The organism is Streptomyces sp. NPDC030995 (assembly GCF_055571215.1).
The window spans coordinates 38,344-50,082 of sequence record NZ_JBVIFS010000044.1 but is presented as its reverse complement, the minus strand read 5'-3'; the positions used below and the strand labels follow the sequence as shown (position 1 = coordinate 50,082).

Here is an 11,739-nt window from a genome sequence, read left to right as displayed (position 1 = left end):
GAGTCGAGCAACCTCTGGGTTCTCGAGCATGCCGACACGGTCATTGCCACCGCGCGCACCACGCCTCCCGGTGAGGAGATGCTCCTGGCCGAGGCCGCGGCACGCGACGAGGCGGCGGCACGGGACCTCCTGAGCGGCGTTGCCGCCCTGGCACCCGGCGACCGGATACGGATCGTCCATCGGGCAGGCACCGTGACAGGCAACGCGTGGCAGGAGTTCATCGACCACGAACCGCACCGGAATGCAGAGCAGTACTACATCCGCATCCCGGATGTCGCAGCGCTGCTCGACAGGCTGCGTCCGCTGTTCTGGCAGCGCCTTACCACGGCCGGGATCGACCGCACCGGCCGAGACATCGTCATCTCCACCTTCGGCGCCCACTACCGGATTCCGGTTCTCGCCAACGGGCTCGGTGAGGTCGTCACCGGCGGCCCGATGCAGTCGCCGGGAGCTGTGGGAGGCGCCGGGCTGGCGCCCGACTATCTGGCCGCCCTGCTGTTCGGCCCGCACGGAATCGAGGGGCTGACCCGGATCCGCCCCGACGTCTACGCCGCGGACGAGGAGCTGTTCCAGGTGCTTTTCCCTCCACTCACTGCCGACGTACTCAGCTACTACCTGCCGTACTAGGTGTATTGATCACGAGCGTTGTTGACGCTGGTCTGGTCTTGAACATGGCGAAGACCCCCGGTGTGGTGGGAGCTGTCTGGGAACTCACCGCACGGAGGTCTTCGTGTCCCACCGTAATGCCCGGCTGACCGTCTTCGGTGGGCGCCTGCTGGTCGAACGTGTCCGTTCCGGCCGACCGGTCGCTCATGTCGCGGCCGAGATGTGCATATCCCGGGCCACCGCTCACAAGTGGATGCGCGTCCGCCGCAGTCGAGGCCCAGGTCTGCCGACTGCGTCAGGGCAACCCGATCCGCCGCTACGAACGCGATCGTCCGGGCGAACTCGTCCACCTCGACATCAAGAAACTGCTCCTCCTACAAGTCAAAGCAGTTCAGCAGCCGTCTGTTTGGGATCAGCGGCCGCCGGAGACCCGTAGCACGGTTCCCGTCGTGTACGAGGCATCCGGGGACAGCAGCCAGGCGATCGCACCGGCGATCTCCTCCGGCCGGCCGGGACGCCCGAGCGGGATCCCGGTCGCCGCCCGGGCCGGGCGGTCGGGATCGCCCATCGCCGCGTGCATGTCGGTCTCGATGATGCCGGGCGCCACGGCGTTGACCCGGATGCCGTCCGGGCCGAGCTCCTTGGAGAGCCCGACGGTCAGCGCGTCGGCGGCCGCTTTGGTCGCCGCGTAGTGCACGTAGTCCCCGGGGCTGCCGAGGGTGGCGGCCGCCGAGGAGACGTTCACGATCGCCCCGCCGCCGGCCCGCGCCATGTCCCGGGCGGCCCGGCGGCAGCACAGCAGGTACCCGAGGAGGTTCACCTCGACCACCCGTCGCAGATCCTCGGTCCGGGTGTCGGCGAGCCGGCCCAGCGGACCGGTCACCCCGGCGTTGTTGACCAGCCCGGTCACCGCACCGAGTTCGGCGCCGGCGACGTCGAAGAGCCGCTCGACGGCGGACTCCTCGGAGGTGTCGCCGCGTACGGTCACACAGCGGGCCCCGGTGGACCGTACGCGCTCGGCGACGGCCTCGGCGGCCGTGGCGTCGCGGGCGTAGTTCAGCGCCAGATCGTGCCCGTCGGCGGCCAGGCGCAGACAGGTGGCCGCGCCGATGCCCCTGCTGCCGCCGGTGACGACGGTGACCGGACGACGTGACATGGGAGCCTCCTGTGCGTGGTGCGTGGTGCGTGATGCGTGATGCGTGGCGCGTGGAACCGTACGGCGCGGCAGGCTAACACCGCGATATTCGCTGGACCAGCGGAAATGTCGGGACGGAAGGTGGCAACCATCATGACCACCACGTCCGAGGAGCCGTCACATGTCCACTCTCCGCGTCACCGTCGAAGAACTGACCGTCCACGAGCACCCCAACGCCGACGCGTTGGAGCTGGCCCAGGTGGGCCTCTACCGGGCCGTGATCGCCAAGGGTGCCTACCGCACCGGTGAGTTCGCGCTCTACATACCCGAACAGGCCGTGCTGCCCGCCGAGCTGATCGAGGAGCTGGGCCTGACCGGGCGGCTCGCGGGCAGCTCCGCCGACCGGGTCAAGGCGGTCCGGCTGCGCGGCGAACTCTCGCAGGGCCTGGTGTGCAGGCCGCGCGCCCTCGCCGACGTGGACCTGGTGCAGGCGGCCAAGGAGGGCACGGACTTCGCGGAGTCGCTCGGCATCACCAAATGGGCCCCGCCCGTCCCCACGACCATGGACGGTGAGGTCGAAGCCGCCGCCGACCTGATGCCGTGGGTGGACATCGAGAACCTCCAGCGCTACCCGCACCTCTTCGAGCCCGGCGAGCCGGTCGTCCTCACCGAGAAACTGCACGGCACCGCTTGCCTGTTCACGTACGTGGTCCAAGGCGACCGGACCCTCGTCTCCTCCAAGGGCTTCGGTTCGCGGGGGCTGGCGCTCAAGGAGGACGAGCGCAACGTCTACTGGCGGGCCGTACGGGGCCACGGCCTGCCTGCCGTCGCGGCTGCCCTGGCCGCCCGCCTCGGTGCGAGCAGGGTCGGGATCTTCGGCGAGGTGTACGGCGCCGGCGTCCAGGACCTGGCGTACGGGACGAACGTCCGCACCGCCGACACGCCGCCCGGCTACGCCGTCTTCGACGTCTCCGCCGAGATCGACGGCCGGGTGCGCTGGCTGGACCCGGCGGCCGTGCTGCAGGACGGCGAACTGCCCCTGGTGCCACGGCTGTACGAGGGCCCGTACGAGCTCGACACGGTGCTGGAACTGGCGAGCGGCCGGGAAACCGTGTCGGGGCGGGGACTGCACCTGCGGGAGGGCGTCGTCATCCGCCCGTCGACGGAGCGCTACAGCCCGGTCGTGGGCGGCCGCGCCATCGCCAAGGCGGTCAGCCCGGCGTACCTGACCCGAAAGGGCGGCACGGAGTACGAGTGATCGTCCGGGACACGCCCCTGCGGCCCCCGGCGACCGGGGCTGGGCGCGCTGGGCGGCGCCCCTCCGCTGCGCCGCGCCCCTGCGTCACGTCACGTCACGTCACGCCACGCCACGCCGCGACGCGCCCGGCTCGCTTCGGGGGGCGGGCGCGGCGTGCGTGGTGGGATGGGCGGGGGTGGGGTCCACCAGCACGCGGAGAGGTCGGGTACATGTCCCAGTCGGGCCGGAGCAGCCAGGAAACGATGCGGTCGATGGCGTACGACACGTACGGCGGGACGGAGGTGCTCTCCCAGATTCGGCTGCCGATGCCCAAGTTCGGCCCCAGCGAGGTCCTCGTCCGGGTGAAGTGCGCCGCCGTCAACCCCGTCGACTGGAAGATCATGTCGGGCGGGCTCGACTCCATGATGGACGTCGTCTTCCCGGTCGTCCCCGGCTGGGACGTGGCCGGCACCGTCGAGCGGTGCGGCCCCGACGTCCCGGAGTACGCCGAGGGCGACGAGGTCATCGCCTACGCCCGCAAGGACTACGTGCACGGTGGGACCTGCGCCGAGTTCGTCACCGTGCCCGTACGCGCCCTCGCGCACAAGCCCGCCTCGCTGAGCTGGGCCGAGGCCGCCGGGCTTCCGCTGGCCGGCCTCACCGCCTACCAGCTGCTCACCCGCCTCGGCACCGGCAAGGACGACACCGTCCTCATCCACGGCGCCGCCGGCGGAGTCGGCTCCCTCGGCGTGCAGATCGCCCGCGCGCTGGGCGCCCGCGTCATCGGCACCGCCTCCCCCCGCAACCACGACCGGGTGCGGGAACTCGGCGGCGAACCCGTCGAGTACGGCGACGGACTCGCCGACCGCATCCGCGCCCTCGTGCCCGACGGGCCCACCGTCGTCGCGGACTTCGTCGGGGGCGTCGGCGGCGTCACCCGGGAAGTGCTCCACAACGACGGCCGGCACGCCTCCGTCGCCGATCCCAGCGTGCTGGGCTCGGGTGGCGAGTGGATGTGGGTCCGCCCGGTCGGCAGCGATCTGGCCGCACTGGCACGGCTCGCCGACAGCGGAGTGCTGAAGGTGCCGGTCGCCAAGACCTTCCCGCTGGCCGAACTGGCGGCCGCCTTCGAGCTGAGCCAGGGCGGCCACGCGGCCGGGAAGATCGTCATCGAGGTCTGAGGTCTGAGGTCTGAGGCCGGGACCGGAGCCGGGCCTGGGGGGGGGCGGGCGGGCTAGCCCGTCAGGTCCGGCACCTCCCCGCATGCCGCCCAGGCGACCTCCACCCCCGGGAGACCGGCCCGCCAGGGGTCGGCCAGAGCGGCCAGGCGTGCCGGGCCGGGCGGGGCGGCGCCGAGCCCGATCGCGTAGCGGGCGAGGGCCGGGCCGGACTCGAAGGGGCGCGGCCAGGCGTGCACGTCCTTGACCCCGGCCTCCTCCAGGACGCCGAGCAGCGCCCGCAGCCGCCCGCGGACCCGGCCCAGCACCTCCTCGAACTCCCGCTGCGCGGAGGCCCGTACGGTCACCACCGCCCAGGCGGCGTGCCGTCGGTGCAGCGGCGGCGCGGCCGGGGCCCAGCCGTGGTCCCCCGGGTCGGCCTCCAGCAGCTCCCAGGCCCCGTACAGCTCCCGGACCAGCAGGTCGCGCAGGCCGGGGCCGACCTGGGCGGTGCAACTGCGCACCGGCTCCGAGGGGGTGAGGACCGTGACCGGTCCGGGCCCGGCCGCCGCGCCCGGGGTCGCCGGTGACAGCGCTACCGGCTCCCGCCAGTCCCAGGCCGCCCACCTGCCGAAGAACTCCCGCAGCAGGGCATCGGGCGGCAGCGCCCCCGCCTCCCGGACCGTCCGCGCCGCGAGGACCGTCCAGGCCAGCCCCGGCAGCCCGCCGAAGGGCGCCGAGTCCAGCCCGCGGGCCCGCGCCCAGGCCTTCACCTGCCGCGCCAGCCCGGCGAACGCGGCATGCTCGCCGCGCACGCAATCCCGTACCGAATCACGTACCGAGTCCCGTACCGCATCGGCGTCGCTCAGCGCGCTCAGGGCGACGGCCGCGGCCTCGCCCAGCTCCGAGCGCCGCGCGAGTGCCTGCCCGGGTTCCAGTGCTCCGCAGCCGACCACCACCAGGTCCACGTCCAGCGCCCCGACCCGGAACCGCAGCCCCGGCACCCGCGCGCCGGTCACCTCCCGCATCCGCTCGGCCTCCGGCAGCGCCGCCGCCACCCGGCGCCGGACCTCCGCGATGTCGGCCGTTCCCGGCAGCGCCGCCACCAGGTCGAGGTCGGCCTCCGGCAGGGCGCAGCCCATCCGGCGGGATCCGGCCACCTCCACCAGCCCGTCGCCGAGGGCCCGGCCCACCCGATCGGTCACCGACGCGGCGAACCGGTCCGTGACGGGCTCGGTGCCCGGCTCCGCGACCGGCTCCGCGACCGGCTCCGAGGGCTCCGGGCACACCCACCGCACCTCGCCCGTCCCCAGTGTCACCGTGGCCCGGACCCGCATCGGCCCGTCCCCGCGGCGTGAGAGCACGGCCAGTTCCCCGACCCGCGCGACGGCGTGCCCAGCGTCCGGCCCGCCGCCGAGCCGGGCGGCGAACGCGGCGACCGCCCGCTGGGGGTCCCGGCTGCGCCCCAGCGTCAGATGGGGGGTGTACCCCTCGGCGCGCCCGCGGCACCCCGGGAAGCGCTCCACCAGCGCGCGCCGAAGCCGCTGCCACGGCGCGTCGCCGGCCGCCGCCGGGTCGAGCCAGACGGTGGCGTCCTCGCGGTGCCCGAAGCTGTGCACGCCCTCCAGCCGGGTGTCGAAGGGCCCCGTCCCCGCGGCCACTTCCGCCAGCAGTGGCAGGGCCTCGGTGAAGGAGGACTCCGGTACGAAGCCGAAGAGCAGGTTGACGTGCGCGGGCCACCGGCCGGCCTGCGGGTCGTGCTCCTCGCGCACCTCGCGTACGCCGTCCGGGAGGTGCGGCGGCAGCCACGCCACCGCCGTGCGCGCCGTCGCCGGTACGTCGAGCCGCGCCGGCCCGCCGTCCCGCGCCCCGAACTCCAGCGTCGCCTCCACCCCGTAGTGGTCGGAGACGAACAGCCCGTCGGGGGCAGGCGCATCGCCGCGCAGCGCCGCCCGTGTCACGCGCGCCGCCGTGGACCCCAGCAGGATCCGGTCCAGCCGGGACGCCCGCCCCGACAGCGAGCCCACCGCGGCCAGCGGATTGGCCACCGGATCAAAGGTCGGCGTGTCGTCCGCCGCCCCGTGTACGTCGCTCCAAGTGTCCCGCATGCCGAGCGCGGCCGCGGGCCCCTCGGCCCCGTCGGCCCCGTGCCGGCCGTCGTTGAAGTCGCCCAGCAGGGCCACCCCGGCCTGGACGGCGCCCAGGCCCTCCGCGAGGCGGGCCAGTTCGGTGTCCCGGCGGACGTGCCCGTTCTCGGTGTGGTCGCTGGTCAGGTGGGTTGCGGCGACGACCAGGGGGCCGGCCGCGGTGTCCACCGTCACGGCGGTGACCGCCTTGTGCGGGCCGAGGAGGTGCATCCCCGCCTCCCGCACCGGCAGCCGGCTCAGCACCAGCAGCCCGCAGGCGGCGACGTCCCGGCCGCCCGGATCCGTGCCGAGGGTGTACCCGTCCCGCACCCACCGCTCCGCCAGCAGCATGCCGAGCAGCTCGGGCTCGACCTCCTGGAGCGCGATCACATCGGCGTCGGCGGCCGCCAGCTCGGCCAGCAGCAGCGGCCTGCGCCGTGCGGTGGCGATGCGCGGGGCGTCGTACCGGTCCCAGAGCGTGTTCCAGGTCAGCAGCCGTACCGAGGCGGGGGCCGCCGCCGCGTTCCCGGGCCGGGCCTGCGCGGGCCGCCAGGCGCCGTCGCCCGCCGGGTCCCACGCGTACGGGGTCCGCGCGGTGAAGAACGGGGCCCGCAGCAGGCGCGGATCGCGGACCCGCCCCGCCGTGCTGACGTCGATCCGGTCCACGCCCGTGGTCCGGTCCCACACCAGTTCGCCGTCCGCCTCGACGAACAGCACCCGGTGCCAGGGGATGTCACCGCCGGGCACGAAGGACGGCAGCGCGATCCGCTTCGGTGCGGCCCCGCGCTGGAGCAGCCCGAGCACGAACCGGGCCGGATCGAACCGCGGGTCCCAGCGGACCTGGTGGTAGAGCTCCTCACTCGTACGCATCAACGCTCCCCGTGTGCCGTGGCCGGGCCGCCCGCGAGGCCGCCCGCCGTGTCCTCGACGTCCCCGCCCGCACCGATGTACCACGTACGGTGTGCCTGGCCGGCGTACGGGGGGCTGAATCGGCGCAGCTGCGCGGCCAGTACCTGCTGCGGTACGGGATGCGGGCGCACGGCGTTGCGCCGCAGCAGCTCCGCCTCGTCGACCAGCACCACGGCGTGCGTGACCAGCGCGTCGCGGCGCCGCGCCACCGCGCCGGCCAGGCCGCGCTGCTGGTCGGTCAGCGAGGTGGCGTCCCACACCACCGTGCCGCCGCGGGCGAGAGCGGCGTCGAGGCGGTCCAGGCCCTCGCTCAGCACGTCCGCGTTGGCCCGCTGGTCCGCGCGGGAACCCCGGGCGGTGCGCAGATCGTCAAGACTGATGTACGCGTCCACGGCGGGCAGGCCGCGGCCGAAGGTGCTCTTCCCGCTGCCCGAAGGGCCGCTGAGCTGCACCAGCCGGGGAAACGTTCCCTCGCGCCACTGCCACGTCGCCGCCACCGCCTCCTCGGCGACGACGCAGCTGACGCCGGGACCCCAGCCGAGGCGCGCGCCCGCGATCCTGCCCTGCGCGAACGCGCGCCGGGCCTCCGCCCAGCAGCGGTCGGCCGCGTCCGCGTCCAGCCCGGCGAGGGGTTCGCGCAGCGCGGCGCGCAGCGACTCCAGCGGATCCGGGCCGCCGAGCAGCCCCGCCTCCTCGGCCCACAGCGCCGACCACTCCACGCACTCCCGCGCCTGGGGCTCTTCGGCCAGTGCGCCGGCGAGGGCGTGCAGCACCCCGAGATCGGCCGCCGCCGCCATCCGGACCAGCCCGGCCCGCCGGTCCGCGTCGGGGAACGGCCGCTGGAGGTACGGGTACAGCCCCACCAGGTCGCCGACCCGCCGCGCGAGTTCCATCCCGAGGGGCCCCGCCGCGAGCCGCGCCGTGATCCGGGCCCGCGGCGCGCGGTGCAGCACGGCGGCCAGCACACCGGCCAGCCGGTCCTCCCCGGTCCGTCCGGCCCCCTGCGACCCCGCCATCCGGGCGGCGACTTCGGCGACCTCGCCCGCATCGGCGGCTTCGGCCGCGTCGGCCCCGGTCACCCCGACGGCGGCGCACAGCGCCGCCACATCGGCCTCGCCCCCCGACTGCACCGCCCACAACGGGGCCGTGGGCCCGAGCCCGTTCGCCACCACCGCGGCGAACATCCAGTGCGTATCGGTCTGTACGTGGCCGCCCCGCACCCACTTGGCCACGCACCGCCCGAAGTCCTCGCGCGCGAACCCGTCCGCCGTCCGCACGACGTACCCCTCCTGCCGCGCGGTGTCGAGCTTCAGCTTGCGCAGCGCGCGCTCGTCGAAGGTGCCCCGCCACAGCACGCGCGGACTGGGCACCCCCAGGCCGCGCAGGAACCGTACGGTCCCGTCCCAGTCCAGGCACTGCTCCCCGTCCCACACCGAGAACCCGTAGAACCAACTGTCCAGGTCCTCGTACGGGATGGAGTGCCGGGCGTACAGATTCTCCCCGCACACCCGCCAACCGGCCGGGATCCCGGCGCCGATCCTGCCCTGGAGGCCCTTGACCCACGCCCGCGAGGGGTGGTGCGCCGAGTCCAGCGACCGCGCGTGCAGGCCGTCCGCGTACAGGGTGGTGTTCTCCCCGTCGAGCTTCTCGGTCACCACGACCTCGCGCCCGGCCAGCCCCGCCAGCCCGAGGGCCCGGAGATCGTCCGCGGACGCCCCGGGGGACCAGGGCAGATGCGGCGTGCGGGGATAGTGGGTGCGCATGATCCGCTCCTGCTCGACGACGTGGTGCCTCGTCAATGTAGGTATCCGGAGCGGGCACATCCACCCATTAACGGCACAGGGCCACGATGGAGGGGGACACCGTGCCCCGGGCTGCCGCGCACAACGCGGCCATGTCGTACGAACGCTGCGGCGCGGGCCGGGACTTCGCCGTCGGGGTGCGCTTGCGGGGCTTCGCCGGGGCCGCGGGCTTCGCGGCCCGCGCGGGCTTGGCGCGGCGCGGGCGATGCGGCTGCGGGGGCTGGTAGGGCTGGTGGGGCTGTTGGGCGGCGGCCGGCCGCCGCGGCACCGAGGCCGGTACCGATTCCGGCTCGGTCTCCGGACCAGGCTCCGGCGCCGCGGGCGTCGGCTCCGACGACACCGGGAGCGGGCCCAACGGCCAGGCCGGAGGCGTCGGTTGCCCGGGCTCCGCAAGGGCCGCCGCGGGCGCCAGACGCGGCGCGTCCGGCGGAACGGCGGGATGCACCGTCACGCATCCGGTGGCCATGACGAGCGCGGCAAGGGTCAGGGGCAAGGCCCGGCGCAGCTGCATCCGCCCACCCTGCCGTACCGGCGCCGCGCGAGCCGCACCCCCGTCACACGGACGGGTGACCCGGGCCGGTACCGGGCAGCGCGGGCCCGCGAAGATCGCCCCGCCCCCGGCACGGCACCTCGCCGCGTTGTCGGACCGCGCCGGTACGTCCAGTCGGGGTCGGCGGCGGCCATGGCCTCCGGGTGGTGGAGGGCGATCGTCTCCAGCAGCCGCTGCCGGGTGCCGAACACGTGGCCGGCGAGCCAGGCGCAGCCGTATGCGGCGACGGCGGCCGCCGTGCCCCACACGGCCATCCGCCGGGCCGTCGCCCGCTCCCGCACGTCGCAGAGCCGGGCGAGGGCCATCCCGGCCAGGACGTACGGGAAGTAGGTGGCCAGCGGATAGGCCCCGGTGAGCAGCAGCTCACCCAGTACGGTGCCCAGCCCGGACCAGCTGGTCAGATCGGCGGCCTCGGGGACCAGGCCGCGCCCGGACGCCTCGTACCCGAACACCGGGCCCAGCAGGAACGACAGCAGCGGGCCCGCCACCACCGAGACGCCCGCCACGGTGGTGAGCGCCGGGGTGGAGAGCCGGGTGAACGGCTCGGCGGCCAGGGAGTACACCGCGAAGAAGGCCAGGATGACCAGGATCCCGGGCCACAACGAGGCCAGGCACACGCCCAGCACGGCCAGGACGGCGCAGCGGATCAGCAGCGGACGCCAGCGGCGCGCCCAGCCCTCGGGCCGCCGCGCCGGGTCCTGGCCGCGCTGGGCGAGGACCAGGGAGAAGCCGGCGAGGAGGGTGAAGAGCGCCGGGGCGCGTCCGTCGGCCGCGACGAGCAGGTAGCCGGCGCCTCCGGGCTGCGGACCGGGGCCGACGTGCACGGCGAACATGCCGAGGACGGCGAGGCCGCGCACCGCGTCGACCCCGGTCAGCCGGCCGGAGCCGATGCCTTCGCCGCTGCCGCCGGCTTCCGAGGCCACCGTCACGGAAGCGCGTCGCATGGGTGGGGCTCTCCTCGGTCCGGCTACGTGGTCGGACCGGCGGTTTTCACGCCGCCAGTCCGCCTCCGGAAAGTAGCAGGGGCCGCATAACCAGGTAATAAGGAGGTATAGGGACGGCAAAACGGAGTTGGCCGGTCCTGGTGCGCGCCTCGCCGTAACCCGGGGGCCGCGCCCGCTGTTGCACAGCCGGCGGGTCCACCCACGGTGAACGGAGTCCCCATGCCGCAGCTGACCGACCAGGCCGCGATCGACCGAGCCGCGGTCGACGATCACGAGCGGGACGGGACCTGGATGACCCCGGAGGAGTACGGGGCCTCGCGGGCCGCCGTCTGGACCGCGGCCGTCGTCCTCGTCACCGACACCGACGGCCGGATCCTCGTCCAGAGCGTCGACTACCGCGCCGACCGGCTGCTCCCCGGCGGGGCCGTGGACGCGGGCGAGGCGCCGTCCGCGGCCGCCGCCCGCGAGCTGCGCGAGGAGCTCGGCATCGACGGCCGCTACCCGCGCGGCCTCGCCGTGGACTGGATCCCGGCCGACACCCCCGGCTTCCCGCCCGAGATGCGGTTCCCCGGCGAGATCCTGCACGTCTACGACGGCGGCACCTGGACCCCCGACCGGATCGACGCGGTCCGTCTCCCGGCCCAGGAGATCACCGGCATCCACTTCGCGGAGCCGGCCGACCTGCCCGCCCTGATGGAGCCGGGCGACGCCCGCCGCGCCCTGTCCGCGCTGCGCGCCCGCATCAACGGCTCCGGCACCGCCCTGCTGGAGGACGGCCGCCCCACCGCGCCGACGGCCCTCGACCGGCTCGGCGTGCTCCGCACCCGCAGGACCCCGCGGCGCGAAGCCTGGCACCCGGGGCCGGTCCCCGCGCAGCTGCCCGTACGCGACCGCTCGGCCTGGCTGTTCGCCCCCGACGGCCGGGTCCTGCTCCTGATCGCCCGCGCCACCGGCGCCGCCCACCTCCCGCCGCCGACGGCCGGAGCCGTCACGGGGGCCGCGCCGCTCGGCTACCGCTACGGCGGCCAGGGCGCCCACGCCCGCACCGCGGCCCGCCTCACCGCCCTCCCCCCGGCCGCGGACCCGGCGTACGCCCGTCTGCTGGCCACTCCCGAACAGGTCCGCGAACTGAGCGACTGGGGCCCGGCCGGCGACCACGAACTCGCGGCGGTCCACACGGCCCGCGCCCGCCTGTCCCTCCCCACCCCCACCCGCACGCCCCCCACGGAACTCCCCGAGGAGGGCGAGCGCTGGTGACCCGGCCCCCGGTGTC

General features: G+C 75.2%; 9 protein-coding genes and 1 pseudogene. 5 read left to right on the top strand and 5 right to left on the bottom strand.

Annotation, left to right across the window (positions count from 1 at the left end; genetic code table 11):
• The coding region (locus ACZ45T_RS35790; protein ID WP_468448320.1) for a hypothetical protein at positions 1–627 on the top strand (627 nt) is incomplete at its 5' end.
• Between the two features lie 103 nt (positions 628–730).
• Positions 731–974: pseudogene (locus ACZ45T_RS35785) on the top strand (IS481 family transposase); the annotation flags it as partial.
• Between the two features lie 44 nt (positions 975–1,018).
• Here the strand turns inward: ACZ45T_RS35785 and ACZ45T_RS35780 are convergent.
• Complete coding sequence (locus tag ACZ45T_RS35780) at positions 1,019–1,762, bottom strand: SDR family oxidoreductase (protein WP_468448319.1); 744 nt, start codon at positions 1,760–1,762, stop codon at positions 1,019–1,021.
• Between the two features lie 160 nt (positions 1,763–1,922).
• Here ACZ45T_RS35780 and ACZ45T_RS35775 point away from each other — a divergent pair, with 160 nt between their 5' ends.
• Together ACZ45T_RS35775 and ACZ45T_RS35770 are read left to right on the top strand one after the other, a co-directional pair.
• Positions 1,923–2,999 (top strand): RNA ligase (ATP), encoded by a 1,077-nt coding sequence (locus ACZ45T_RS35775; RefSeq protein WP_468448318.1) that lies wholly within the window; start codon positions 1,923–1,925, stop codon positions 2,997–2,999.
• 251 nt (positions 3,000–3,250) lie between these two features.
• Entirely contained in the window at positions 3,251–4,159 is a 909-nt protein-coding gene (locus ACZ45T_RS35770) for an NADP-dependent oxidoreductase (RefSeq protein ID WP_468448317.1), read from the top strand.
• A 53-nt stretch (positions 4,160–4,212) separates the two neighbouring features.
• On the opposite strand, the gene ACZ45T_RS35765 is transcribed toward ACZ45T_RS35770, so the two are convergent.
• The 4 genes from ACZ45T_RS35765 to ACZ45T_RS35750 all read right to left on the bottom strand — a co-directional run bounded on the left by ACZ45T_RS35765 (position 4,213) and on the right by ACZ45T_RS35750 (position 10,466).
• Positions 4,213–7,131 carry a poly(A) polymerase gene (locus ACZ45T_RS35765; protein ID WP_468448316.1) on the bottom strand — a complete coding sequence of 973 codons (2,919 nt, stop codon included), beginning with the start codon at positions 7,129–7,131 and terminating at the stop codon, positions 4,213–4,215.
• The gene (locus tag ACZ45T_RS35760) at positions 7,131–8,933 is read right to left on the bottom strand and encodes an RNA ligase family protein (protein ID WP_468448323.1); all 1,803 of its coding nucleotides are present in this window, start codon (positions 8,931–8,933) and stop codon (positions 7,131–7,133) included. The genes ACZ45T_RS35765 and ACZ45T_RS35760 overlap by 1 nt, the downstream gene beginning before the upstream one ends.
• 67 nt (positions 8,934–9,000) lie before the next feature.
• The gene (locus ACZ45T_RS35755; RefSeq protein ID WP_468448315.1) at positions 9,001–9,483 is read right to left on the bottom strand and encodes a hypothetical protein; all 483 of its coding nucleotides are present in this window, start codon (positions 9,481–9,483) and stop codon (positions 9,001–9,003) included.
• The gene (locus ACZ45T_RS35750; protein ID WP_468448314.1) at positions 9,456–10,466 is read right to left on the bottom strand and encodes a heparan-alpha-glucosaminide N-acetyltransferase domain-containing protein; all 1,011 of its coding nucleotides are present in this window, start codon (positions 10,464–10,466) and stop codon (positions 9,456–9,458) included. The genes ACZ45T_RS35755 and ACZ45T_RS35750 overlap by 28 nt, the downstream gene beginning before the upstream one ends.
• A 219-nt stretch (positions 10,467–10,685) precedes the next feature.
• On the opposite strand from ACZ45T_RS35750, the gene ACZ45T_RS35745 reads away from it, so the two are divergent.
• Positions 10,686–11,723 (top strand): NUDIX domain-containing protein, encoded by a 1,038-nt coding sequence (locus ACZ45T_RS35745; RefSeq protein ID WP_468448313.1) that lies wholly within the window; start codon positions 10,686–10,688, stop codon positions 11,721–11,723.
• Positions 11,724–11,739: the final 16 nt, after the last annotated feature.

Bases quoted from the DNA above. Each gene is read 5' to 3' on its own strand.
- ACZ45T_RS35745 (WP_468448313.1), top strand. From the start codon at position 10,686: ATGCCGCAGCTGACCGACCAGGCCGCGATCGACCGAGCCGCGGTCGAC.
- ACZ45T_RS35775 (WP_468448318.1), top strand. From the start codon at position 1,923: ATGTCCACTCTCCGCGTCACCGTCGAAGAACTGACCGTCCACGAGCAC.
- ACZ45T_RS35770 (WP_468448317.1), top strand. From the start codon at position 3,251: ATGGCGTACGACACGTACGGCGGGACGGAGGTGCTCTCCCAGATTCGG.
- ACZ45T_RS35765 (WP_468448316.1), bottom strand. From the start codon at position 7,131: ATGCGTACGAGTGAGGAGCTCTACCACCAGGTCCGCTGGGACCCGCGG.
- ACZ45T_RS35780 (WP_468448319.1), bottom strand. From the start codon at position 1,762: ATGTCACGTCGTCCGGTCACCGTCGTCACCGGCGGCAGCAGGGGCATC.
- ACZ45T_RS35750 (WP_468448314.1), bottom strand. From the start codon at position 10,466: ATGCGACGCGCTTCCGTGACGGTGGCCTCGGAAGCCGGCGGCAGCGGC.
- ACZ45T_RS35760 (WP_468448323.1), bottom strand. From the start codon at position 8,933: ATGCGCACCCACTATCCCCGCACGCCGCATCTGCCCTGGTCCCCCGGG.
- ACZ45T_RS35755 (WP_468448315.1), bottom strand. From the start codon at position 9,483: ATGCAGCTGCGCCGGGCCTTGCCCCTGACCCTTGCCGCGCTCGTCATG.